21 protein-coding genes, 1 rRNA gene and 1 other annotated feature are annotated in these 24,326 nt (G+C 50.5%); of the genes, 8 read left to right on the forward strand and 14 right to left on the reverse strand.

The features are described from left to right. From D6M16_RS17750 to rluD, 4 genes are all read right to left on the reverse strand, one after another. Positions 1-369, reverse strand: a 16S ribosomal RNA gene (locus tag D6M16_RS17750); the annotation flags it as partial. A 413-nt stretch (positions 370-782) separates the two neighbouring features. Further along, the gene (gene clpB / locus D6M16_RS17755; RefSeq protein ID WP_120513248.1) at positions 783-3,356 is read right to left on the reverse strand and encodes an ATP-dependent chaperone ClpB; all 2,574 of its coding nucleotides are present in this window, start codon (positions 3,354-3,356) and stop codon (positions 783-785) included. Between the two features lie 135 nt (positions 3,357-3,491). Beyond that, complete coding sequence (gene pgeF, locus D6M16_RS17760) at positions 3,492-4,220, reverse strand: peptidoglycan editing factor PgeF (protein ID WP_120513249.1); 729 nt, start codon at positions 4,218-4,220, stop codon at positions 3,492-3,494. Position 4,221: 1 nt separating this feature from the next. After that, positions 4,222-5,196 (reverse strand): 23S rRNA pseudouridine(1911/1915/1917) synthase RluD, encoded by a 975-nt coding sequence (gene rluD, locus D6M16_RS17765; protein ID WP_120513250.1) that lies wholly within the window; start codon positions 5,194-5,196, stop codon positions 4,222-4,224. 140 nt (positions 5,197-5,336) lie between these two features. Here rluD and bamD point away from each other — a divergent pair, with 140 nt between their 5' ends. The 3 genes from bamD (at position 5,337) to pheA (ending at position 8,242) form a co-directional block, all read left to right on the forward strand. After that, a complete protein-coding gene (gene bamD / locus D6M16_RS17770) occupies positions 5,337-6,062 on the forward strand; it encodes an outer membrane protein assembly factor BamD (RefSeq protein ID WP_027253524.1) in 726 nt (241 codons plus the stop codon). A 363-nt stretch (positions 6,063-6,425) separates the two neighbouring features. Beyond that, positions 6,426-6,782 carry a ribosome hibernation-promoting factor, HPF/YfiA family gene (gene hpf / locus D6M16_RS17775; protein WP_120513251.1) on the forward strand — a complete coding sequence of 119 codons (357 nt, stop codon included), beginning with the start codon at positions 6,426-6,428 and terminating at the stop codon, positions 6,780-6,782. Positions 6,783-6,904: 122 nt separating this feature from the next. Next, positions 6,905-7,025 (forward strand) — a sequence feature (Phe leader region). A gap of 38 nt (positions 7,026-7,063) precedes the next feature. Then, positions 7,064-8,242 (forward strand): prephenate dehydratase, encoded by a 1,179-nt coding sequence (gene pheA, locus D6M16_RS17780; RefSeq protein WP_120513252.1) that lies wholly within the window; start codon positions 7,064-7,066, stop codon positions 8,240-8,242. Between the two features lie 75 nt (positions 8,243-8,317). Here the strand turns inward: pheA and tyrA are convergent, their stop codons facing one another. Both tyrA and D6M16_RS17790 read right to left on the reverse strand, forming a co-directional pair. Further along, complete coding sequence (gene tyrA, locus D6M16_RS17785) at positions 8,318-9,445, reverse strand: bifunctional chorismate mutase/prephenate dehydrogenase (protein WP_120513253.1); 1,128 nt, start codon at positions 9,443-9,445, stop codon at positions 8,318-8,320. A gap of 15 nt (positions 9,446-9,460) precedes the next feature. Continuing rightward, positions 9,461-10,531, reverse strand: a complete 1,071-nt coding sequence (locus D6M16_RS17790) for a 3-deoxy-7-phosphoheptulonate synthase (protein WP_120513254.1) — start codon at positions 10,529-10,531, stop codon at positions 9,461-9,463. Positions 10,532-10,749: 218 nt separating this feature from the next. On the opposite strand from D6M16_RS17790, the gene D6M16_RS17795 reads away from it, so the two are divergent. The 3 genes from D6M16_RS17795 (at position 10,750) to D6M16_RS17805 (ending at position 14,893) form a co-directional block, all read left to right on the forward strand. Continuing rightward, a complete protein-coding gene (locus D6M16_RS17795) occupies positions 10,750-12,429 on the forward strand; it encodes a sensor histidine kinase (protein ID WP_120513493.1) in 1,680 nt (559 codons plus the stop codon). Beyond that, on the forward strand, positions 12,426-13,139 hold the full coding sequence (gene btsR, locus D6M16_RS17800) for a two-component system response regulator BtsR (protein ID WP_120513255.1): 714 nt from the start codon (positions 12,426-12,428) through the stop codon (positions 13,137-13,139). Before D6M16_RS17795 ends, btsR begins: the two co-directional genes overlap by 4 nt. Before the next feature lie 266 nt (positions 13,140-13,405). Further along, positions 13,406-14,893 carry a carbon starvation CstA family protein gene (locus D6M16_RS17805; RefSeq protein ID WP_120513256.1) on the forward strand — a complete coding sequence of 496 codons (1,488 nt, stop codon included), beginning with the start codon at positions 13,406-13,408 and terminating at the stop codon, positions 14,891-14,893. Between the two features lie 386 nt (positions 14,894-15,279). Here the strand turns inward: D6M16_RS17805 and rplS are convergent, their stop codons facing one another. The 5 genes from rplS to ffh form a co-directional block, all read right to left on the reverse strand. After that, positions 15,280-15,633, reverse strand: a complete 354-nt coding sequence (gene rplS / locus D6M16_RS17810) for a 50S ribosomal protein L19 (RefSeq protein ID WP_120513257.1) — start codon at positions 15,631-15,633, stop codon at positions 15,280-15,282. 32 nt (positions 15,634-15,665) lie between these two features. Next, positions 15,666-16,415 carry a tRNA (guanosine(37)-N1)-methyltransferase TrmD gene (gene trmD, locus D6M16_RS17815; protein ID WP_120513258.1) on the reverse strand — a complete coding sequence of 250 codons (750 nt, stop codon included), beginning with the start codon at positions 16,413-16,415 and terminating at the stop codon, positions 15,666-15,668. Between the two features lie 25 nt (positions 16,416-16,440). Further along, on the reverse strand, positions 16,441-16,974 hold the full coding sequence (gene rimM / locus D6M16_RS17820) for a ribosome maturation factor RimM (protein WP_120513259.1): 534 nt from the start codon (positions 16,972-16,974) through the stop codon (positions 16,441-16,443). A gap of 27 nt (positions 16,975-17,001) precedes the next feature. Further along, the gene (gene rpsP / locus D6M16_RS17825; RefSeq protein ID WP_027253536.1) at positions 17,002-17,253 is read right to left on the reverse strand and encodes a 30S ribosomal protein S16; all 252 of its coding nucleotides are present in this window, start codon (positions 17,251-17,253) and stop codon (positions 17,002-17,004) included. Between the two features lie 171 nt (positions 17,254-17,424). Beyond that, positions 17,425-18,792 (reverse strand): signal recognition particle protein, encoded by a 1,368-nt coding sequence (gene ffh / locus D6M16_RS17830; protein ID WP_120513260.1) that lies wholly within the window; start codon positions 18,790-18,792, stop codon positions 17,425-17,427. A gap of 256 nt (positions 18,793-19,048) precedes the next feature. Between ffh and D6M16_RS17835 the strand changes: the two genes are divergently transcribed. Further along, on the forward strand, positions 19,049-19,843 hold the full coding sequence (locus D6M16_RS17835) for a cytochrome C assembly family protein (protein ID WP_027253538.1): 795 nt from the start codon (positions 19,049-19,051) through the stop codon (positions 19,841-19,843). 140 nt (positions 19,844-19,983) lie between these two features. Next, entirely contained in the window at positions 19,984-21,261 is a 1,278-nt protein-coding gene (locus D6M16_RS17840; protein WP_120513261.1) for an HlyC/CorC family transporter, read from the forward strand. A 119-nt stretch (positions 21,262-21,380) separates the two neighbouring features. Here the strand turns inward: D6M16_RS17840 and luxS are convergent, their stop codons facing one another. The 3 genes from luxS to gshA form a co-directional block, all read right to left on the reverse strand. After that, positions 21,381-21,899, reverse strand: a complete 519-nt coding sequence (gene luxS, locus D6M16_RS17845; protein ID WP_120513262.1) for an S-ribosylhomocysteine lyase — start codon at positions 21,897-21,899, stop codon at positions 21,381-21,383. Between the two features lie 50 nt (positions 21,900-21,949). Beyond that, positions 21,950-22,564: a transglycosylase SLT domain-containing protein gene (locus tag D6M16_RS17850; RefSeq protein ID WP_120513263.1), complete on the reverse strand. Its 615-nt coding sequence runs from the start codon at positions 22,562-22,564 to the stop codon at positions 21,950-21,952. 137 nt (positions 22,565-22,701) lie between these two features. Beyond that, entirely contained in the window at positions 22,702-24,291 is a 1,590-nt protein-coding gene (gshA, locus tag D6M16_RS17855) for a glutamate--cysteine ligase (protein WP_205576946.1), read from the reverse strand. Positions 24,292-24,326: the final 35 nt, after the last annotated feature.

Consider the following 24,326-nt stretch of genomic DNA (forward strand, 5'->3'; position numbering starts at 1 on the left):
GTAGGAGTCTGGACCGTGTCTCAGTTCCAGTGTGGCTGATCATCCTCTCAGACCAGCTAGGGATCGTCGCCTAGGTGAGCCGTTACCCCACCTACTAGCTAATCCCACCTGGGCCAATCCTGACGCGAGAGGCCCGAAGGTCCCCCTCTTTGCTCCCATCTCGTAAAAGACAGGAGATTATGCGGTATTAGCCATCGTTTCCAATGGTTATCCCCCACATCAGGGCATGTTCCCAGGCATTACTCACCCGTCCGCCGCTCGCCGCCCATGAACGCCCCCGAAGGTTTGTTCATGTCGCTGCCGCTCGACTTGCATGTGTTAGGCCTGCCGCCAGCGTTCAATCTGAGCCATGATCAAACTCTTCAATTAAAGTTTTGTTGCCTTTCCGAAGAAAGGCGGCTCAGTGATTACTGATGTTTCAACCGAAGTTGAAACGAATTGACTGTGCCGGTAACCCTTTCGAGAAAGCGCTACCATTTGGTCACTCAGTTCACTGATAAATCTTTTATGACTGTATCATTGTCGAGTGCCCACACAGATTGCATGGTCAAATTGTTAAAGAGCTTTCTGACATGGCCTTGGCTGTAAGCGCCGTTCTCCGTGTCAGTGAGGCGGCATTATAGAGAGTTCGCACACCTTGGCAAGCGCAAAATCACAAATAAATTCCAACAGGGCATTTTTTGAACGATTAGTGCTTTTGTGGTTAAAATCCCCCCAGGCAAAACCTGTAAATACAGAAAAGCCTGCTACGAGGCAGGCTTTTTTCGCTTAATGATCACAATTTATTGGCCGGCAGAGATATGTTCATCCTTTGCTGTAAGCACAATTGGCTTATCAACAGTTAATTTCCCGGAAAGAATATCCTGCGCCAATGGGTTTTCAATGTATTGCTGAATGGCCCGTTTCAGCGGGCGAGCCCCGTATACAGGATCGAAACCTGCGCTTGCAATCAAATCCAACGCAGAATCTTCTACTTTCAGTTCAAAGCCTTTTTCCTCCAGTCGATCACTCAGGCGACCAATCTGAATTCGTGCGATATCTTTGATATGTTTATCACCCAGAGGGTGGAAAACAACGGTTTCATCGACACGGTTGATGAATTCCGGGCGGAAGTGATGGCCCACGACTTCCATAACCAACTGTTTGATACCGTCGTAATCAAGTTCACCAAAGTGCTCCTGGATACGATCAGACCCCAGATTCGATGTCATAATGATGACACTGTTACGGAAGTCGACCGTTCTGCCCTGCCCGTCAGTCAGACGACCATCATCGAGCACCTGCAGCAAAATGTTGAACACGTCCGGATGCGCCTTTTCTACTTCATCCAACAAAATGACGGAATAGGGACGACGACGAACCGCTTCGGTCAGGTATCCGCCCTCTTCATACCCTACATAACCCGGAGGTGCACCAACAAGTCTTGCGACAGAATGTTTCTCCATGAACTCTGACATATCAATACGCACCATGGCATCGTCACTGTCAAACATGAAGTTGGCTAACGCCTTGCACAACTCTGTTTTACCGACCCCTGTCGGACCGAGGAACAGGAATGAACCGATAGGCCGGTTGGGATCAGATAATCCTGCCCGGCTGCGGCGGATAGCATTTGCCACTGAATTAACAGCTTCGTCCTGGCCGATAACTCGCCGATGCAGTGCTCCTTCCATTCGCAGCAGTTTATCGCGTTCCCCTTCCAGCATACGGGATACCGGGATACCGGTCTGACGTGACAGCACCTCGGCAATCTCCGCATCTGTGACACGATTTTTCAGCAGGCTCATTTCCTGCATTTCGGCCTGAGCAGCCAGATCCAGCTGTTTCTCCAGTTCTGGTATCTTGCCGTATTGCAGTTCAGACATGCGATTCAGATCCCCCGCACGCCGGGCAATCTCCATATCTGTTCTCGCCTGCTCCAGCTCCGCTTTAATATGCTGAGTGCCGGACAGGGCTGCTTTTTCAGCTTTCCAGACTTCTTCCAGTTCTGCGTACTCTTTTTCCTTTCCGGCCAGTTCTTCACTTAACACGGCTAAGCGCTTCTGGCTGGCATCGTCACTTTCTTTCGATAGCGCCTGTTGTTCAATTTTCAACTGAATGATTCGGCGCTCAAGACGATCCAGAGATTCCGGTTTGGAATCAATTTGCATACGGATACTGGAAGCCGCCTCATCGATAAGATCAATCGCCTTGTCAGGTAGCTGGCGATCAGAGATATACCGGTGCGACAGGCTGGCCGCCGCAACAATCGCCGGATCCGTAATTTCTACATGATGATGAAGCGCATAACGCTCTTTAAGGCCACGTAAAATCGCGATGGTATCTTCAACGTTTGGCTCTTCCACCAGCACTTTCTGGAAACGGCGCTCCAGCGCGGCATCTTTTTCTATAAACTGACGGTACTCATCCAGCGTTGTAGCCCCGACACAATGAAGCTCACCACGGGCCAGCGCAGGTTTAAGCATGTTACCCGCATCCATCGCGCCTTCACCTTTACCGGCGCCAACCATGGTATGCAGCTCATCAATAAAGAGAATGACGCTGCCCTCTTCCTGTGCCAGCTCGTTCAATACTGATTTGAGACGTTCTTCAAACTCGCCCCGGTATTTTGCACCAGCAATCAGTGCCCCCATATCCAAGGACAGCACTCGCTTATTGCGTAGCCCTTCAGGCACTTCGCCATTGACAATACGCTGGGCAAGACCTTCAACAATTGCCGTTTTACCCACACCCGGCTCACCAATCAGGACCGGATTGTTCTTTGTACGGCGCTGCAAGACCTGAATAGTACGGCGAATTTCTTCATCGCGGCCGATCACGGGATCCAGCTTGCCTTGCTCGGCACGCTCAGTCAGATCAATAGTGAACTTTTCCAGCGCCTGACGGTTTTCTTCGGCATTGGGATCATCGACTTTCTGACCACCGCGGATTTTCTCAATCGCCTGTTCAACTTTTTCAGCACTCAAGCCAAACTTGCGCAATAGCTCGCCCAGCGGACCTTTGTCGTCCACCGCAGCCAGAATGAACAGTTCGGAAGAGATATATTTGTCTTTGCGTTTCTGGGCCAGCTTGTCGCACATGTTAAACAGCACGCCCATGCCATGGGACAACTGCACATCGCCGCCGATACCGCTTACTTTAGGTAAACGGTCGAGCTGTTCAGACAGACTGGAACGCAATTGGGTAATATCTACATTCAGCAGAGTCAGCAGCGGGCGGGTGGTGCTGCTGTCCTGATTCATCAGTGCCGTCATCAAATGCACAGGTTCGATATACTGATGGTCTCGTCCTAAAGCCAGCGACTGCGCATCAGAAATCGCTAATTGAAATTTGCTTGTAAACCGGTCAAGACGCATAAGTCCTCCACTCTAGATATGACCTTGTCATTACCTTTGTATATGGTTGCGCACCTTGTTCTTTTCAAGCATAAATTGTAGGGATATTAAAAAGCGGCTCAAGGCCGCTGTTTTGGAGGAGGTAATGGCAGAGGTTTATTTTTCCAGCCAGATTAAACTGGCCTGACGTCCGGTTACGCCATCCCGGCGATAGGAAAAGAAACGGAAAGCGTCGCTGACTGTACACTCATTGCCACCGAAAATCTGGTTCACGCCCAGACGATGTAGACGCAATCGCGCCAGCTGATAGATATCCGCCAGCCATTTTTCACCTTTTGGCTGAAATGCAGATTCCGCCGCAGGATCATGGGCCAGAAATTGCTCCCTGACTTCCCCTCCAACCTCAAAGGCTTGCGGTCCAATCGCGGGTCCCAGCCAGGCCAGCAATTGCTCTGGTGCTTGCTCAAAACAAGTCACCGTTTGTTCAATAATACCGTCAGCCAAGCCTCGCCATCCGGCATGCACTGCCCCCACCTGGGTGCCCTGACGATCGCACAATAATACAGGTAAGCAATCTGCTGTCATCACCGTACAGGCTAATCCAAACTGCCGGGTAATACTGGCATCCGCATGGGGAATGTCCGTCAGTGGTGCATGCAGGTCCAGTACTATCGTGCTGTGAGTTTGCGACAACCAGGCGGGCGCATGCACTAAGCCCAGTTGCTGCTGCAGCCATTGACGATTATGCGCAACAGCTGCCGGCTCATCACCGACGTGGTCCCCCAGATTAAGACCGGCATAGGGCCCCTGGCTGATACCCCCGGAGCGAGTGGTACTGATGGCTTTGACATTCTCAGGCGCTGGCCAGTCTGGGGTCATCCACATCTCAGTAATCATCCTCCGGATGGTCAAGTTTGTCCTGACGCAGAATCTCGACAAGTGCCACCATATCTTCGGGTGTCTCTGCATGCCACTCCATCAGCTCGCCGGTGATGGGATGATCAAGCCTTAACATACGAGCGTGCAGAGCCTGGCGGTCAAAAGCCCTGAGCGCTTGGATCACTTCCTGAGAGGCATTACGCGGTGGACGCGGACGACCGCCGTACAAGGTATCCCCCACCAGCGGATGCGACAGATACGCCATGTGAACACGGATCTGGTGGGTGCGCCCCGTTTCCAAGCGCAGCACCAGACTGGTGTGTTCACGAAAGTGCTCCGCGACACGATAATGGGTGATAGCCGGCTTGCCCAGCTCATGCACCGCCATCGAAGTGCGCTTAGTCGAATGGCGGCCAATTGGCTTTTCAACCACACCACCACCTGTCATTTTGCCCATGGCAACCGCTTCATATTCACGGGTGATTTTGCGTTTTTGCAGTGCACGAACCAATCGGGTCTGAGCCTGAATTGTTTTTGCCACTACCATCAGGCCCGTCGTGTCTTTATCAAGACGGTGCACAATACCGGCTCGCGGCACTTCGGCGAGAGACGGGCAGTGATGCAACAGTGCATTAAGCACAGTACCGTCTGGCGTGCCTGCTCCCGGATGAACCACAAAATCACGTGGCTTGTTAATCACCAGCAGATGCTCATCTTCGTAGACAATATTGAGCGGAATGTCTTGCGCTATCCAGCGCTCCTCATCTTCAATCTCAGCCACAACCGTGAGTTTTTCACCGCCCATCATTTTAAGGCGGGGTTTAGTCACCACTGCGCCATTGACGCAGACGCTGCCATTGAGAATCCAGTCTTTAATCCGTGAACGGGAATAATCGGAAAACAGTTCAGCCAGAGCCTGATCAAGACGTTGACCAAGCTGGCTATCGTTTACTATGTTGCTTAACTCTATTTGCTGTGCCATAAAGAACTTTTTCAAAAAGCGTGAGACTAAAGCCTAAACGCTGCGTAAAATGACAGATATTAGTTGTCATTGTATCTGTTAACGGCGCTGACCGTAATGGATCACAGAAATAAATTATGACCAAGGAAACTGACGCCGCAATGAAACGCCTGATAATCACGACATTTCTTGCCGCCGCTATTGTGTCTGGTTGCTCCAGTACAGAGGAAGTGGTACCGGATATTCCGCCTTCTGAGCTGTACGGCAGTGCTCAGCAAGCCTTACAAAGTGGTAGCTGGGTAACAGCCATTGAAAGATTGGAAGCTCTGGATTCACGTTATCCGTTCGGCGCTTATTCGGAGCAGGTGCAGCTTGATCTGATTTACGCTTATTACAAAAACGATGATCTGGCGCTCGGCGAAGCAACCATAGATCGTTTTACCCGATTAAACCCCACCCATGAAAAAGCAGACTGGGTGCTCTATATGCGTGGTCTGACTCACATGGCCCAGGACCGCTCTTTCATGCACGATGTGTTTGACATTGATCGCCACGACAGGGATCCGGAACCAGCTCGCCAGGCATTTCGTGACTTTAAGCGCCTGCTGGATCGCTACCCGGCCAGCCAGTATGCCGCAGACGCCAAAGCAAGACTGGTTTACCTGAAAAACCGTCTGGCCAATTATGAGTTAGCCGCTGCCGACTTTTATATCCGCCGTGAAGCCTGGGTGGCCGCCGTAAACCGCTGCCAGCAAATTCAGCGTTTGTATCCGGATACTGAAGCAGCACGTCAATCGCTGCCACTGATGCAAACCGCGTATGAAAAGCTTGGCCTGGAAACGCCGGCCGAACATGCTCAGCGACTGATTGATCTGAATCCGGTCTGATCCCCACACCATTAAAACGACAAACGGCAGCCAGGAGGCTGCCGTTTTTTGTTCTTGCTGATTACCGCACTGCATCTCATCACACCACGTTCTGGCCATTGATGGCAAAGCACTTAGCTTCAGGCCGAAAAACGCCCCTGAGCAGCACTGGCCGCCAGTCATCAACTCACTCCATACTGCCGCATTCATAATGCCCTCGACAAGGGGTTTTTATTCATTTTCTTGTCACAAAGCAGAACAAGTCACAGAAATATATTGGTGAATTATTTTACTTATTAAAGTTGATCCAGATCACTTTATTCACGATTGAGAAGAGTAATCTGAAGTTAACCCACCAAGGGGTAGCAAAACAGGAGAGAGACTATGCAAGTAGAAGTCACAGGCAAAAATATTGATGTCACCCCTGCTATCCGTGAGCGCATTGAGGAAAAGTTCAGTAAATTAGAGCGCTTTCAGGTCCCGCTGATCGGCAAACATGCTGTCATCAGCCAAGAACCCAACCGGCACTTCAAGGTGGAAGCGACAGCCGGCATTCCAGGGGGGAACCTCGTGGCATCCTCTGAACAGGAAAACATGTATGCCGCCATTAAAGACATGTATCAGAAACTGGAGCGACAGCTGAGCAAGCAATCACACAAATCGGAAGCCCGTCGAGCCAGTCACAGCCAGAAGCCTGTATTGACTGAAGCTGAAATGGCAGAAGAAGACTTCGAAGCCTGATCCCTTCCTACCAAGCCCTGCCCCGAGGCGGGGCTTTTTATTCTTGACAAGATCACCGACTCACCATAGGGTGATTCCTAGACAATAATTAACCGATATATTTACGAGATTGACTGACACATGATTCAACACACACTGTTTTTCTTTCACTTCTTTTTTCGCTCACCTTAAGTGGGGGCTATCGTTACGCAAGAAAGCAGCGAAAGACGAACAGCAAGCCTCCCAACCGGGAGGCTTTTTTGTAAGCATAACTATAAAATAAGCACAGACAGGGAACCAGAATGACCAAAAGCTACCACTCACTGGACGAGATCCGAACCCATGTCACTCGGATAGACAATGAAATTCTGGCGCTACTGGCAGAACGGCGTCAGCTGAGCCTGGAAGTCGCCAAAAGCAAAATCAAAACCACCAAACCTGTCCGGGATCAGGAAAGAGAGCAAGCACTGTTACTGAGACTGATTGATGAAGGTAAACAGCACCAGCTGGATGCTAACTATGTCACTCAGATCTTTCACACCATTATTGAAGACTCTGTGCTTTTCCAGCAGGCTTATCTGCAAAAGCTGACCAACCCTGACAGCCTTCAGCCTGTGGTTCGCGTGTCCTTCCTGGGCGCAAAAGGATCTTATTCCAACCTGGCCAGCCGTCAGTACTTCAGCCGAAAACAAACCAAGCTGGTTGAGATGAGCTGCTCCAATTTTCGTGATGTGGTCAATGTGGTAGAAACCGGTCAGGCTGACTACGGTGTCCTTCCGATTGAAAACACCAGCTCAGGTTCTATTAATGAAGTTTACGATTTGCTTCAGCATACCAGTCTGTCGATTGTGGGCGAAATTACCCAGCCGATTGAACACTGTCTGCTAACAGCCGTACCTACCTCGCTGGATAAAATTGATACCCTGTATTCCCATCCGCAACCCCACCAGCAATGCAGTGAGTACCTTCGCACTATGGGGGACATCAAGCAGGAATATACTTCCAGCACTGCCGATGCCATGCAGCAGGTCGCTGAACTCAAACAGCCAAATGTCGCTGCCATTGGCAATGCCTCCAGCGGTGAACTGTATGGCTTAACTCCGTTGAAAACCGGTATTGCCAACCAGCAGGAAAACTTTACCCGCTTTATTGTCGTTGCCCGAAAAGCAGTCGATGTCACCCCGCTGATCCCGGCCAAAACCACACTGATCATGTCGACCGGCCAGAAACCCGGTTCGCTGGTTGAATGTCTGCTGGTGCTGCGCAATCTCAACATCAATATGGCCAAGCTGGAGTCCCGACCTGTGATCGGCAATCCATGGGAAGAAATGTTCTATGTGGATGTTGAAACGAATTTAAAATCCGAGGCCATGCAGCAGGCACTGGAAGAGCTGACCCGACTGACGCGATTTATTAAGGTGTTAGGCTGTTATCCCAGTGAAAACGTCAAACCGACTGAAGTCGATTATCTGGAAGAATAAACACAGAAAGGCCAGCAATCGCTGGCCTTCTTTGTAGGTAAACAGAAAAACATAGAGCGACAGCAATGAGTCCGATCAGCCTCTGTGGGTTGCATCGTTGGCCTGCCGTAATAACGACTGACTTTCTTTCAAAAAGCGTCCGGCGTAGTCACCAAACCAGCTTTCCACCTGATCAAATGCCTGCTTGAACGCGGCTTTATCTTTGTTTTCCAGAATGGCAATGGCATCACCAAAGCGCTGGTGAAAACGCTTAATCATGGCCAGGTTTTGCGGCGAAGACATAATGATATCCGCATAGAGCTGCCCGTCCTGTGCAAACAGTCGCCCTACCATAGCCAGCTCCAGACGATAAATCGGTGAACTGAGCGACAATAGCTGATCTAAGCGCGGATCTTCCTCTGCCAGGTGAACACCATACACAAACGATGTGAAATGCCGCAGTGCCTGAATCAGGGTCATTCCCTGATCATGTTCAATGGCACTGATCCGGTTCAGGCTCGCTCCCCAGATCTGAATTTGCTCCAGCAGCCACTGATAGCTTTCAGGGTTACGCCCGTCACAGTACACCACCACCTGTTTAGCCAGGCTGCTGATATCCGGTCCGAACATAGGGTGCAAGCCCACCACAGGTCCCTGATGCGCTTCCAGCATTGCCTGCACCGGTCCGCTCTTAATCGAGGTCAGATCAGCCAGAATGCAATCATCCGGCAGCTTAGGCAGACGGCGGATCACTTGTTCGGTCAGATGAATCGGTACCGTTACCACAACCATGCCAGCATCTTCTAGCAATTCATCCGCTTTGTCCCAGTCCTGACTACCCAGGATACGTACCTGATAACCCGACAGCTCAAACAAACGGCAGAATAGACGACCCAGCTGACCATGACCACCCACCACGACGATCGGGCGTAATTCGGGTTTCAGGCATTTGAAACCCGAATCATTTTCACTGGCATAAGATTCACGCATGGTGCGGCGCAGAATATCTTCAATCAGATCCGGCGGTACGCCCTGGTCAGCCGCTTCCTGTCGCCGTGATGCCAGCATGGCGGCTTCACGATCCGGGGCATAAATCGGCAGGCCGTGCTGGCTTTTTACATGGCCGACTTCTTCGACCAAAGCCAGACGGCGCGCCAAGAGTGCGACCATCTGCTTATCGACTTCATCAATTTGATCTCGTAGTGTGCTCAGTTCCGCAACCATTCGTCTCTTATTCCATTATTTAATACGTTGTTGTAGGAAAGGGGTTAATTCCTGACGAGCGCGACGCAGCAGGCTTTCGGTATCTTCCCAGTTAATACAGGCGTCTGTGATAGAGACACCGTATGCCATTTCGCTGCGATCCAGATCAGCACTCTGGTTGCCGCCGTTAATATGGCTTTCCAGCATCAGACCAATAACGGAATGATTCCCTTCCCGGATCTGATGAATCACATCTTCGGCAACCAGTGGCTGACGACGGTAATCCTTGCGAGAATTGGCATGGGAACAGTCTACCATTAAGGCCGGGGTGAGACCCGCCGACTTCATCTCAGTTTCGCATTCAGAAACCGACACTGAGTCATAGTTGGTTTGCTTACCACCACGAAGAATAACATGGCCATCCGGGTTTCCCTGAGTGCTGAGCAGTGCTACCTGGCCTTCGCGGTTAATCCCCATGAAACGGTGACCGGAAGCGGCCGCCTGCATGGCATTGATGGCTGTACCCAGGCTGCCATCAGTGCCATTTTTGAAACCAACCGGCATAGAAAGACCGCTGGCCATTTCGCGGTGGGTTTGCGACTCAGTGGTACGCGCACCAATGGCTGCCCAGCTGAACAAATCGCCGATGTATTGCGGGCTGATAGGGTCCAGCGCTTCTGTGGCCAGAGGGATGCCCATTTCTACCAGATCGATCAGCAATTGGCGTGCGATGTGTAACCCTTCTTCAATCTCGAAAGTGCCATCCAGATGCGGATCGTTAATCAAGCCTTTCCAACCGACAGTCGTGCGCGGTTTTTCAAAGTACACACGCATGACAAGGTACAGCTGATCATCAAGTTCAGCTGCCAGTTCTTTAAATCGACGGGCATAATCTTTTGCCGCTTCGACATCATGAATAGAACAAGGGCCGCAAACGACCAGTAAACGGTGATCCCGTTTGTGGATAATGTCGGCAACGGTTTTACGCGATTGTTCGATGAAAGACAGCGCAGATTCACTGACAGGCAATTTATCTTTTAACTGTTGCGGCGTAATAAGGACTTGTTCATCCTGAATATGGACATTATTCAACACATCTTTTTGCATAGGGCCATCCTGATTCTGCTATACCTGGGTGTAAATTTTTAGTTACAACAGGATTTCCCCTGTCAATAAACAGACAATAACAACTGGTATTTCATGGGGCAATAGCCTGTAAATAAAAAATACCATTCGTAAATAAAAATTTACACACCATGTATATTATTGCCTTTCAAACAAAGACAGCTACCATAAACATCCATTTAGCTTATTCCGATACCGCCATGGAACTCATCCTGTCTTTGCTGCAACAGCTTAGTGTTTACCTGGTTTTGGCTTACCTGTTAAGCAAGACACCGCTGTTTATGCCTATTACTACGGTATCTGGCCGTTTATCTCAACGCTTTGCCTGCTATGTACTGTTTTCTCTTTTCTGTATTTTAGGCACTTATTTTGGTCTGCACATAGAAGATGCTATCGCCAATACCCGGGCCATCGGCGCTGTCATGGGAGGGTTGCTGGGTGGCCCGGTGGTAGGTTTTGCCGTGGGTCTGACCGGCGGTATGCACCGCTACAGCATGGGCGGGTTTACTGACGTCGCCTGTGCTATATCAACCACGGTTGAAGGGCTGATCGGCGGTATCATGCACAGCTATTTTGTCCGCCGCAGTAACTTTGATGCGATTTTCCGGCCGCTGACAGTGTTCGCCATTACCCTGGTTGCGGAGATCCTGCAGATGCTGATCATTCTGGCGGTGGCTGAGCCTTTTGATAAAGCCTACAGCCTGGTCAGCGCCATTGCCTTGCCTATGGTGATTGCCAACTCAGTGGGCGCCGCCCTGTTCATGAGTATTATCCGCGATAAAAAAACCATTTATGAAAAATACTCCGCCGCGTTTTCCAGCCGGGCGCTGAAAATTGCCCAGCGCTCTGTGGGTATACTCAGCCAGGGGTTTAATCAGGAAAACTCTAAACAGATTGCCCGTATCGTTTATGAAGAAACCGGGGTCGGTGCTGTCTCTATCACAGACAGAGACAAGATTCTTGCTTTCATTGGTATTGGCGATGATCACCATTTGCCGGGCACCCCAATTTCTTCCAAACATACTAAGCAGGCCATAGATAACTGCGAACTCGTCTATGCCGACGGTTATGAGGTGCCCTACTGCTGCTCACTCTACGACAAATGCAAACTAGGCTCTGCACTGGTCATTCCGCTGATTGGCGGCAACCATGAGGTAATAGGCACCATAAAACTCTATGAACCCAAGCATAAGCTGTTTTCCACCATTAACCTGACGCTGGGAGAAGGGATCGCCAAACTCTTGTCGAACCAGATCCTGACCGGTCGCTATAACCGCCAGCAAACCCTGCTGACTCAGGCAGAGTTGCGCCTGTTGCAAGCACAGGTTAACCCACACTTTCTGTTCAATGCACTGAACACTATCAACGCGGTGATCCGCCGTGATCCTGATAAAGCCAGGCAGCTGATTCAGCATTTGTCACAGTTTTTCCGTCGCAATCTCAAGCAGAATATAGAAACTGTCACCCTGGAAGAAGAGTTGCAGCACGTACATGCCTATCTGGAAATTGAACGTGCCCGGTTTGCCGACCGACTGCAGGTTGAAGTTAATATTGATGATGCATTATTGAATATCACGATTCCGACCTTTACGCTTCAGCCATTGGTGGAAAATGCCATCAAGCATGGCACGTCTAATTTGCTGGCAAGCGGTAAACTTACCATCAACGCGTTCCAGAGTGATGAGCGTATTGTGTTAGAAGTCCGCGATAATGCAGGCTTGTATCAGCCAGTGGGTGAAGAGAGCGGTCTGGGCATGAAAATTGTCGATAAACGATTGAAAAACCGATACGGCAAAGAATACGGCCTGCAAATGCGCTGGGAAGCCAATCAATGGACACTGGCCACCATTACGCTGCCAAAGGAGAACGGACAACCATGATCAAAGCGCTTGTCATAGACGATGAACCCTATGCCCGCGAGGAGCTGATGGAGCTGCTGCATGACAGCGGCGATATCGAAATCATTGGCAGCGGCGCCAACGCCATCGAAGGTCTGAAGATGATTAATCTGCTCAAGCCCGAAGTGGTGTTTCTGGATATCCAGATGCCGCAAATCACAGGGATCGAACTGCTGAGCATGCTAGACCCGGACACCATGCCCAAAATTGTGTTTGTGACGGCGTATGACGATTACGCCATCAAAGCATTTGAAGATAATGCCTTTGACTACCTGTTAAAACCGGTAGAACCGACAAGGCTTGCTAAAACTCTGGCCAAGCTGAAGCGCGAACTGCGCCAGCCTGATTACACCCCTTTGATCAGCGAGATGCTTGAGCTCATTCCGTGCAGTGGTCATAACCGTATCTTGCTGCTCAGCCCGACAGATATTGAACTGGCGCATTCTGATTTATCAGGTGTGCACATAGTCACTAAAGACACCAAGGCCACCACACAGCTGACACTCAAAGTGCTGGAAGAAAAAACCCCGCTCATCCGCTGCCACCGCCAGTATCTGGTCCACCCGCAGGCTATTCGTGAGATCAAACTGCTGGATAACGGGCTGGCGGAGATCACGACCCAGCATGGTCAGCAGGTTCCGGTCAGCCGGCGATACCTGAAAGAAATCAAAGATCGCTACGGGCTGAGCTGATGCATCATCAAGGGGCAGGTACACTCCGCTCTGCCTGCCCCTCGCTCTATCAACTCAACAACGCCAACTTTAGCGCTAGGCCACTCAGGATCACAGACAACCACTCCCCCCCCCGTTGCCGCCGCTCAACCTCTTTAGCGACCACTCAATAACGCCATACAGCCACTCAGTCTTTTAGGCCGTGTGTCTTTGCCGCAACCGGTTAAGATGCAAGCCTTGATAAAAGATTAAATCACCCTACTACCTACACTGAGAGAGGCACAGATATGGCCTGGTTTCTGATTTGCGTGGCTGCTTTGATTGGCGGTTACTTTATTTACGGTACCTTTATTGAAAAGCTTTTCGGCATTAACGAAAAGCGCCAGACGCCCGCTTACACCATGCAGGACGGCGTTGACTATGTACCTATGTCCAAGAAAAAAGTCTACCTGGTACAGCTGCTGAACATTGCCGGTGTTGGCCCTATTTTTGGTCCCATCATGGGGGCACTTTACGGTCCGGCGGCCATGCTGTGGATTGTGCTGGGCTGTATCTTTGCCGGCGCCGTGCACGACTATTTCTCAGGCATGCTGTCGGTACGCAATGGCGGCGCCTCAGTACCAACGCTGTCTGGCCGCTACCTGGGCAATGGCGCCAAGCACTTTATGAATATCTTTGCCATTGTGCTGCTGCTGCTGGTCGGTGTGGTCTTTGTTTCTGCCCCGGCAGGCATGATCACCAACCTGGTCAACGAGCAAACCGACATGACAGTTTCTATGGGATCCATGGTCGCTATCATCTTTGCCTACTACATCATCGCCACCATAGTACCGGTTGATAAGATCATCGGCCGCTTCTACCCGCTGTTCGGTTTCCTGCTGATCTTCATGTCGGTCGGCCTGATCACTGCCATTGCCGTTTCCAGCGAATACACCCTGCTGGGCGACTACCAAGTCAGCCAGATGTTCACCAACATGAACCCGAATGATCTGCCGCTGTGGCCTGCCCTGTTTATCACCATTGCTTGCGGTGCTATCTCAGGCTTCCACGCGACTCAGTCGCCACTGATGGCGCGTTGCATGGAAAATGAGAAAAACGGTCGCTTCGTTTTCTACGGTGCCATGATAGGTGAAGGTGTGATTGCCCTGATCTGGTGTGCGCTGGCACTGTCTTTCTTCGGCTCCGTTGAGAACCTGTCAGATGCCGTGGCTAACGGTGGTCCGGGTAACGTGGTTTACAGCGCATCCTTTGGCTTGCTCGGCGTTGTGGGTGGCGTGGTCGCCTTCCTGGGTGTCGTGATTCTGCCGATAACATCCGGTGATACCGCGTTCCGCTCAAGCCGCCTGATTCTGGCTGAATATTTCAACATGGAGCAGAAGAGTCTGCGTAACCGCCTGCTGATGGCCGTTCCTCTGTTTATTATCGGTGGTATTCTGACTCAGGTAGACTTCGGTATTATCTGGCGTTACTTCGGATTTGCTAACCAGACGACAGCTGTCATGATGCTGTGGACCGCTTCTGCTTATCTGTTGCGCCACAACAAACTGCATTGGGTAACGACAGTACCGGCTATTTTCATGACTACAGTCGTGATCACCTTTATTCTTAACAACAGCACACTGGGCTTCGGTCTGCCTATGATGATCTCGACTGTCATCGGCCTGATTGCGACGCTTGGCATCACTGTGTATGTCATTGTGAAGTCAAAAGGTAAAGGCGAAATCGACCTGGATGAAGAAGAGAGTGAACGCAAAGGCAAGCTGGAAACGGCTTAACCTTGCACTTCTCTAAAAACCAGCCTCCGGGCTGGTTTTTTTTATTCCTCTTCTCCCGATTGACGCTTTATTGCTTTAACCCCCACCTTCTGCCTGTATGTACTCGACATAACAACCGGTACAGGTGTATGGCAGTCAGTCCCCTCAAAACCCGCCTTCCCCAAGCCAGTGTAACGTCCTGCATAGAAGAGCTCAGTGACAGACAGCCCAGCTACTGCAACTTTTGAGCGCGCTGAGCCCGCATATAGAGGTGAAGAAACCGAAGTCCCAGTGTGAGTAAGACGGCATCCGGTACACTGCCGCTCCGCGGTAGCAGGTTGGCGCACCACAAAAAAAGGCCCGCCAAATTGGCGGGCCTCTCAATACGCGTCTTTCGTGTCGCGTTCTTATTTTCTGGTCAGCTTCTCTTTGATACGAGCCGCTTTACCTGAACGCTCACGCAGGTAGTACAACTTGGCACGACGTACTGCACCACGACGCTTAACAGTAATGCTGTCTACGATTGGAGAGTGAGCCTGGAATGCACGCTCAACACCTTCACCGTTAGAAATCTTACGAACAGTGAAAGCTGAGTGCAGACCACGGTTACGCTTGGCGATAACAACACCTTCGAACGCCTGCAGACGCTCACGGTCACCCTCTTTTACCTTAACCTGAACAACAACAGTGTCACCTGGTGCGAATTCAGGCAGGTCATTTTTCATTTGCTCTTGCTCAAGAGCTTTGATGATATTACTCATTGGTATATACCCTAGAATAAACTGATACTAAATTAACTCATGGCTTGCCGATGTTCACGGATAAACTCCGCTAGCAAGCTCTCCTGATCGTCAGTCAGAGCTAGGTTTTCCAGGAGCTCTGGTCTTCTCAGCCAGGTACGGCCCAGCGATTGTTTCAATCGCCAGCGGCTAATGTCCTTATGGTTACCAGACAAGAGTACCGGAGGTACGGCTTGTCCATCTAACACTTCAGGACGCGTGTAATGCGGGCAATCCAGCAAGCCATTGGCAAAAGAATCTTCTTCTGCTGACGCAAAGTCACCCAGAACGCCCGGTACAAACCGCACGACTGCATCGACTAAGGTCATGGCTGGCAGCTCACCACCCGTCAGCACAAAATCCCCGATAGACCATTCTTCGTCTACCTCTTGTTGGATAATGCGCTCATCTACCCCTTCATACCGGCCACAGATCAGAATCAGATTCTCGTTCTGTGCCAGTTCCTCAACACCCGTCTGATCGAGCTTACGGCCCTGAGGAGAGAGATAAATCACTTTCGCCTGGCCTTTAGCAGACACTTTGGCTGCATGAATGGCATCGCGCAAAGGCTGCACCATCATCAGCATACCGGGTCCGCCACCATAAGGTCGGTCATCGACCGTACGGTGCTTATCGTGAGTAAAGTCGCGGGGATTCCACGTCTCTACAGTCACTAGGCCTTTTTTTACCGCCTGACCTGTTACCCCAAACTCAGTAATAGCCCGGAACATTTCAGGGAATAGGCTAATTATTCCTACCCGCATGGTTCTTTACGCTCTTACTGATGGGTTAAAATCCAGGATCCCAGTCAACTTCGATCCGTTGAGCAGTGCGATCAATCGACTTGATGACCTGCTCATCGAGGAACGGAATTAAACGTTCCTTCTGTCCAAAAGCATCTTTAAGGTTGGCTTTAACCACTAAGACGTCATTAGAACCGGTTTCCAGGATGTCTGTCACTTTACCCAGGTCGTAACCTTGAGTAGTCACAACAGCCATGCCCATCAGTTCGCGCCAGTAGAATTCTTCATCTGACAACGCCGGTAATTGTTCAGCAGGTACGTTGATCTCCGCGTTGGTCATGACCTGAGCATCCTCTCGGATATCCAGACCCTGCAACTTGGCAACTAACCCCTGACCATGACGTTTCCATGCTTCCACATGGAAGGTCTTCCATTCACCTTTCATCTTTATCAGCCATGGCTGATAAGCGAAAATGCTCTCGGCTTGTTCTGTGTAGGAAAAAACTTTGAGCCACCCTTTGATACCGTAAGTGGCACCGATTTTACCGACAACAACTTGGTCTTGGTTGTGTGAACTCATTGCTTCTCTGCTACCCATTAACCAATCTTAAGCAGCTGCTTTAGCAGCGTCTTTGATCAGTTTAGCTGCGCGATCAGATACAGTTGCACCTTGACCAACCCAGTGATTTACACGGTCCAGGTCCAGACGCAGACGCTCTTCCTGACCAGTAGCTAGTGGGTTAAAGAAACCTACACGCTCGATGTTACGACCGTCGCGCGCAGCGCGGCTGTCAGCAACAACGATGTGATAAAATGGACGCTTTTTCGCGCCGTGACGTGCCAAACGAATGGTTACCATATCGTCCTCTTTGCATTACTGTAAATAAAAGTGGCCCCGCCATAAAAAACGGGGCCCGTGCCAAATAAAGCCTCGGAATTTTACTCTTTCAACCCGCGAATGCAACTGCTTTAGCTACTTTTTCACCAGTAAAATCACCAGCCGAGACCAAAAAACAAGCAATTGAAGCAATTAGCGCCCAGGGAACATGCCGCCACCCGGCATCATGCCTTTCATATTGCGCATCATGTTCTTCATGCCGCCCTTCTGCATTTTCTTCATCATCTTCTGCATTTGGGTAAATTGCTTCAGCAAACGGTTAACGTCCTGTACCTGAGTACCGGAACCGGCAGCAATACGTTTCTTACGCGAACCTTTAATCAACTCCGGACGCTCACGTTCTTTCGAGGTCATGGAGTTAATGATCGCTTCCATCTGGACAAAGATTTTATCATCGACCTGGTCTTTGATATTACCAGGCAACTGGGACATACCGGGCAGCTTGTCCATCATGCCCATCATACCGCCCATGTTCTTCATCTGCTGAAGCTGGCCACGGAAGTCTTCTAGATCAAAGCCTTTCTTCTCTTTGAATTTCTTCGCGAGCTGCTCGGCTTTTTCCTTATCAACGTTACGTTCCAAATCTTCAATCAGCGACAGGACATCGCCCATTCCCAGAATACGGGACGCCACACGATCAGGGTGGAAAGGCTCCAGCGCATCTGTCTTCTCACCGACACCCAGGAACTTGATGGGTTTGCCTGTGATATGACGCACCGACAGCGCAGCACCACCTCGGGCATCACCGTCGACCTTAGTCAGAATCACACCGGTCAGCGGTAACGCCTCGTTAAAAGCTTTGGCGGTATTGGCCGCATCCTGACCTGTCATGGCATCGACCACAAACAGGGTTTCTACCGGATTCGCTATTTTATGAACGGCTTTGATTTCGTCCATCATGGCTTCATCGACGTGCAGACGGCCTGCGGTATCGACAATTACCACATCATAGAACTTACGTTTACCGTGCTCGATAGCCGCCTGGGCAATCACCACCGGTTTTTGATCCGGGCTGGAAGGAAAGAAATCAATACCGATATCAGAAGCCAGTGTTTCCAGCTGCTTGATAGCCGCAGGACGGTAAACGTCAGCAGAAACAACAAGTACCTTCTTTTTATTACGCTCTTTAAGCAGTTTACCCAGCTTACCCACACTGGTGGTTTTACCGGCACCCTGCAAACCCGCCATCAGGATGACCGCAGGTGGCTGGCTGGCTAAATCCAGCGCTTCGTTCGTGTCGCCCATGACGGCTTCTAATTCCGCCTGAACGATTTTGATAAATTCCTGGCCTGGCGTCAGGCTCTTAGAGACTTCAGTTCCGACAGCGCGTTCTTTCACCCGCTTGACGAAATCACGGACAACCGGCAGCGCGACATCCGCCTCAAGCAATGCCATGCGCACTTCACGCAGGGTATCTTTAATATTGTCTTCAGTCAGACGGCCACGGCCGCTGATGTTTTTCAGCGTTGACGACAAACGCTCGGTTAAATTGTCAAACATGTGTGACTCGCTCGTTACGCACTCATTTTGTGCCAGTATACCGCAATCAGTTACCCGGTTTCATGCCATACGTGCAGCCTGTGACAGAATTCTTGTCATTTCTGTCGCACACCCCCATCAGACATTCGTGCTGAAATCGCAGAAACAGACCGTAAATTGCGCTCTGTCCCACACGATTGTTCCCTCTGTATCATTGTCGTGCTATCCGTTCACAAGGTATACTCACCAGTTCGGATTCACGATCTTTTCAGGTGTTATGGACATATTGATTGCCTTTACTGCTGCTGGTTTCTATCTGCTTGCGCTGGCGTTTATCGTGCCTGGGCTCAGCCATAATAATGGCATAAAAGCCCGGCCAGTGCTGATCAGTGCCACAGTGGCGATCATCTTGCATGTGGTGTTTCTGAAAGATCTGATCCTGGGTGGGGTTGGCCAGAACCTGAGTATATTAAATGTCGCCTCGCTCATCAGTCTGATTATCGCCGTCATCACTACCCTGGCCATGGTCAAAATGCGGATCTGGTTTCTGCTGCCCGTCATTTACAGCTTTGCCGCGATTAACCTTGCAGCGGCAGCTGTGTTACCCGGTGGTTTTATTACGCACCTGGAGGCGCATCCTCAAATCCTGTTACATATTTCTCTGGCGCTATTTGCCTACTCGACCCTGATGATCGCTACACTGTACGCGATTCAGCTGGCGTGGCTGGACTATAAGCTCAAACACAAAAAACTGGCTTTTAATCCTAATCTGCCGCCCTTAATGCTGGTTGAGCGACAGTTGTTTAAAATCATTCTGGTCGGTCATATACTGCTGACGGTCACGCTGATCACAGGCTTTATTTTTCTGCAGGATATGTTTGCTCAGGGCAAAACCCACAAAGCAGTGCTGTCTATCCTGGCATGGGGAGTTTACAGTGTCCTGCTCTGGGGCCATTACCGGATGGGCTGGCGGGGGAAAAAGGTCGTCTGGTTCAGCCTGATTGGCGCTTTCCTGTTAACTCTGGCCTATTTTGGCAGCCGTTTCGTCAAAGAAATCATCATTGGCAGCTAATGACAATTTAATAAACACTATCCATGCTTAAGCATGATTAATCTTGGCCGGGCCGTCAGCCTCTTAACGACCCAGTCTTGACACCTTTACTCATATTCAGTACAGAGTACACATCCACAGCGATACAAGGAACTGACTTTTTGGACGATATATCCACGGGAGCTTTATTCTCCCTTCTGGTATTACTACTCCTGATTTCCGGATACTTCTCCGGCTCTGAAACCGGCATGATGTCGATAAACCGCTACAAACTGCGCCACCTGGCAAGCCAGGGCCACCGTGGGGCTAAGCGGGTTGAAAAACTGCTCGACCGACCTGATCGCCTGATCGGCCTGATTTTGATCGGCAACAACCTGGTGAACATCCTTGCTTCTGCCATCGCGACGATTTTAGGTATGCGCCTGTACGGCGATCTGGGGGTGGCTATTGCCACCGGCGCGCTGACCATGGCTGTATTGGTGTTTGCTGAAGTCACGCCCAAAACCCTGGCCGCGCTGTATCCTGAAAAAGTGGCCTATTCCAGCAGTATCCTGTTACGGATACTGATGAAACTGCTGTATCCGCTGGTCTGGTTTGTCAACGGCATCACCAACAGTTTCCTGCGCCTGCTCGGCATGCGTATCGACAATATGAACGACGCCACCCTGAGTTCAGAAGAATTGCGTACTGTGGTCAATGAAGCGGGCAGCCTGATCCCCCGCCGCCACCAGGACATGCTGTTATCGATTCTGGATCTGGAAAACGTCACAGTGGAAGATCTGATGGTACCGCGTAATGAAATTGTCGGTATCAATATTAATGACGACTGGAAATCCATTGTCCGCCAGCTCAGCCATGCCGCTCACGGCCGTATCGTCCTGTACCGTGACAACATAGATGAAGTCGTTGGTATGCTGCGCGTCAGAGAAGCTTATCGCCTGATGATGGATAAAAACGATTTCAGCAAAGAAAATCTGCTGCGTGCCGCCGACAAAGTGTATTTCATCCCGGAAGGCACGCCGCTGAATATCCAGCTGCTGAAGTTCCAGCGCCGCAAAGAACGCATCGGCCTGATTGTTGATGAGTACGGCGATATTCAGGGCTTGATTACCCTGGAAGACATTCTGGAAGAGATAGTAGGGGAATTCACTACGTCTATCTCTCCGACCTTAGCTGAAGAGATTACCCCGCAAAGTGACGGCAGTTTGCTGATAGAAGGCACAGCCAATATCCGGGAACTGAACAAGAGCCTGAACTGGGATTTGCCGACAGACGGTCCCAGAACCCTGAATGGTTTGATTCTGGAACATCTGGAAGATATCCCGGACAGTATCCTCAGTGTGTCAGTGGCCGGCTATCAGATGGAGATCGTTGAAATCTCCGATAACATGATCAAACTGGTTAAGATCCTGCCGGCACAGCTACAAAAAACCGGTTGATCCAGCGTGCGGTAATCACCGCCCCTTCACAGACTGTGGTTGGCGAGCACAATGCAAAAGACAAAAAACCACCGGCAATGCCGGTGGTTTTTTGTCTCGGTGAAAAGCCCGCATAAGGCTTACTTCACTTTCAATTCCTGCAACATACTCTCTGGCAGCGCTAACTCGTCGTTTCTATTAACATCAATGCCACGATCCAGAATATCCTGCGCGATCTGCTTGGCTTCGTCGAGCGAGTGCATGCTGTAAGTGCCGCACTGGTATTCATTCAGTTCAGGAATTTGCGCCTGAGAAGCCACTTTGAGCACATCTTCCATCGCGGCACGCCAGCTGTCTGCCACTTGCTGCTCATCAGGCTCACCGATCAAACTCATATAAAAACCGGTACGACAGCCCATTGGCGACAGGTCGATAATTTCCACTGCCCCTGAGTTCAGGTGGGCCCGCATGAAACCGGCAAACAAATGCTCCAGGGTGTGAATACCGCGCTCGGAGAGGATTTCCTGATTGGGGCGACAGAAACGCAGGTCAAACACAGTAATAGTATCGCCCTTTGGTGTCTGCATCGTTTTGGCAACACGCACAGCCGGTGCATGCATCTTGGTGTGGTCGACGGTAAAACTATCTAATAATGGCATGGTGTCCTTCTCCTTTGCCTGTCATGTCGTAGCCTGGCAGTCCCTTCCGCTCAGAACGGCCACCAGCTGCGGTTATCTTCCAATTCCTGCCGGCATTGCTTTAATTGCCAGCCATAAGATTTCGCCTGCTGATCCACTTTACGGGACACTTGCAGTAAAGTTGGCTTATGGCGATAAGTGCCGCGGCTATAGCCACCTCGCCCTTCATGATAGGCCAAATACTGGTTATAAGCATCCCACTTGGATATTCCCAGTTGCCGCTGTGTTTCATCGGTATACCAACCGATAAACATCAGCGAATCATCAAAACTGGTACGTGAACTCCAACTGCCAGTCACACGCTGGTAATCTTCCCAGGCAGGATCTTGTGCCTGCGCATAGCCATAGGCACTGCTGCTGCGGAACCAGGGTATCACGCCCCACACATAGGGACGGGGAGGACGGGCGTCATGACGGAAAGCACTTTCCTGGCGCATAAAGGCCATGGCAACCTGAATGGGCGTTCCCCACCGCTTTTCCATGTCGACCGCATCTTCATACCAGTCGGGGTTTTCACGAAAAATATCACACAAGTTTGACTGATTTTTCGGCGGTGGTGTTGCGCAACCGGTTGTTATTAAAGCCAACAATATCAGTGCCAACCTTTTAGTTGTCGCCAAAAGCATTTTTCACTCCCTGAATTGGAACCAAAGTGAAAACGGCAGGTCTGATATTATGACTGGCAGTGCAAACTGTCGTCATCCCTGCGAAATTGTAATTTTATTGGGCAGCAAGGTCGCTGCCCGTTTTTTTATCTCTGCCGTTACGCTTTCTTGAACGGATTTTGTTGCAGATCTGCAAAATAATCGGCCAGAAACGCTTCAAACGAGACCTCATCAGCCTGCTCGATTTGCTGCTGCTTTACTACAGAGGCGGCTGCTTCCGATTCAAAATCAGACTGAGAATACCGACTGTAATTCTGCTTGTTCAGCCACTGGGCATGTTTTGCGGCTAATTCCAGGCCAAACTTACCAATGCCTTCATTGGCTTCAATGTGACGCAAAACCTGCGCGGACAATGTCAGCTCAGGATCATTGACCCATCCGGTCAGCGTTGCCAGTGTTTGCTGGTAGTGGTTGCCACCGTTTGCCTGATCCATGGCCACAGCGACCTGCCCCAGCTCAGAAAAGACACGTAAGGCCCAGTCACGCAGTGGCAGACGCTCACCACGGCAACCGATTTGCAGTTGCAGATCAGGATCCCGCCCCTGCAGTACCACTTTCTTCCAGTTATCACGCCAGCAAGCCAGTTCGGCATCATCCATATCATCAGACGGTGACAATACTGCCCAGGTCAGGAAGAGATCCAAAAAGCGGACCTGCTCAGAGGTGATGCCTATCGGGCTGAACGGGTTAACATCCAGTGAGCGCACTTCAATGTATTCCACACCACCCCGCTCAAGCGCTTCAGACGGCTTCTCGCCGCTTCTGGTCACTCGCTTGGGACGGATAGGCGCATAAAGCTCATTTTCAATCTGCAGCACATTGGTATTCAGCTGGCGCAATTGGCCATCGACCTTAACTCCGATATCCGCAAATTCTTCAGACGGCGTATGGATAGCTTTCTGTAAACCGTCCAGATACTGAGCCAGATGATTAAAACCAATCTTCAAGGCACTCTGAGCATGATTGGTATAACCCAGATCACTCAGACGCAGGGCGGTAGACTTCGGCAGGAAATAGGTACCTTTACCTGTCTTTCGAAAATCGAGCTTAGCACCGTCTTTTTTCAGGAATGAGCCACACAGCGCCGGAGAAGCACCGAACAGATAAGGGATCAGCCAGCCAAACCGGTAGTAGTTTCGGATCAAGGCAAAATACGACTCGGACACGGAAGCCTGCCGCACGTCTTCGCTCTGATCACCAAACAACTGTTGCCAGAAACTGTCCGGAAAAGAAAAGTTGAAATGCACACCTGAGATGATCTGCATGATGCTGCCGTAGCGGCGTTTCAACCCTTCACGATAGAGGGTCTTCATCCGGCCAATATTGGAACTGCCATATTGCGCCAGTTCGATATCCGACTCATCGCCGACATAGCAAGGCATAGACATAGGCCAGAGCATTTCGCTGCCCAACTGGCTATAGCTGAATTTATGGATATCGGACAATTGAGATAACAGCTCATCGACATCTCGAGACACCGGGGTAATAAACTCCAGCAGAGACTCAGCAAAGTCCGTTGTTACCCACTTATTGGTCAGGGCCGACCCCAGACCGACAGGGTGCGGTTGAGTGGATAATTTCCCTTGCGGGGTTATTCGTAACGCTTCCCTTTCCAGGCCACGACCGAATTGTGTCAGCGCTTGCGGATTGGCCGACACCCTCTCTAACCTTTGTGAAAAATCCATCAGGCTGTTCTCAATCATCACTATCACAGGGAAGCTAG

The organism is Photobacterium salinisoli, assembly GCF_003614885.1.
GTDB lineage: Bacteria > Pseudomonadota > Gammaproteobacteria > Enterobacterales > Vibrionaceae > Photobacterium > Photobacterium salinisoli.

Bases quoted from the DNA above. Each gene is read 5' to 3' on its own strand.
- clpB (WP_120513248.1), bottom strand. From the start codon at position 3,356: ATGCGTCTTGACCGGTTTACAAGCAAATTTCAATTAGCGATTTCTGAT.
- pgeF (WP_120513249.1), bottom strand. From the start codon at position 4,220: ATGTGGATGACCCCAGACTGGCCAGCGCCTGAGAATGTCAAAGCCATC.
- rluD (WP_120513250.1), bottom strand. From the start codon at position 5,196: ATGGCACAGCAAATAGAGTTAAGCAACATAGTAAACGATAGCCAGCTT.
- bamD (WP_027253524.1), top strand. From the start codon at position 5,337: ATGAAACGCCTGATAATCACGACATTTCTTGCCGCCGCTATTGTGTCT.
- hpf (WP_120513251.1), top strand. From the start codon at position 6,426: ATGCAAGTAGAAGTCACAGGCAAAAATATTGATGTCACCCCTGCTATC.
- pheA (WP_120513252.1), top strand. From the start codon at position 7,064: ATGACCAAAAGCTACCACTCACTGGACGAGATCCGAACCCATGTCACT.
- tyrA (WP_120513253.1), bottom strand. From the start codon at position 9,445: ATGGTTGCGGAACTGAGCACACTACGAGATCAAATTGATGAAGTCGAT.
- D6M16_RS17790 (WP_120513254.1), bottom strand. From the start codon at position 10,531: ATGCAAAAAGATGTGTTGAATAATGTCCATATTCAGGATGAACAAGTC.
- D6M16_RS17795 (WP_120513493.1), top strand. From the start codon at position 10,750: ATGGAACTCATCCTGTCTTTGCTGCAACAGCTTAGTGTTTACCTGGTT.
- btsR (WP_120513255.1), top strand. From the start codon at position 12,426: ATGATCAAAGCGCTTGTCATAGACGATGAACCCTATGCCCGCGAGGAG.
- D6M16_RS17805 (WP_120513256.1), top strand. From the start codon at position 13,406: ATGGCCTGGTTTCTGATTTGCGTGGCTGCTTTGATTGGCGGTTACTTT.
- rplS (WP_120513257.1), bottom strand. From the start codon at position 15,633: ATGAGTAATATCATCAAAGCTCTTGAGCAAGAGCAAATGAAAAATGAC.
- trmD (WP_120513258.1), bottom strand. From the start codon at position 16,415: ATGCGGGTAGGAATAATTAGCCTATTCCCTGAAATGTTCCGGGCTATT.
- rimM (WP_120513259.1), bottom strand. From the start codon at position 16,974: ATGAGTTCACACAACCAAGACCAAGTTGTTGTCGGTAAAATCGGTGCC.
- rpsP (WP_027253536.1), bottom strand. From the start codon at position 17,253: ATGGTAACCATTCGTTTGGCACGTCACGGCGCGAAAAAGCGTCCATTT.
- ffh (WP_120513260.1), bottom strand. From the start codon at position 18,792: ATGTTTGACAATTTAACCGAGCGTTTGTCGTCAACGCTGAAAAACATC.
- D6M16_RS17835 (WP_027253538.1), top strand. From the start codon at position 19,049: ATGGACATATTGATTGCCTTTACTGCTGCTGGTTTCTATCTGCTTGCG.
- luxS (WP_120513262.1), bottom strand. From the start codon at position 21,899: ATGCCATTATTAGATAGTTTTACCGTCGACCACACCAAGATGCATGCA.
- D6M16_RS17850 (WP_120513263.1), bottom strand. From the start codon at position 22,564: ATGCTTTTGGCGACAACTAAAAGGTTGGCACTGATATTGTTGGCTTTA.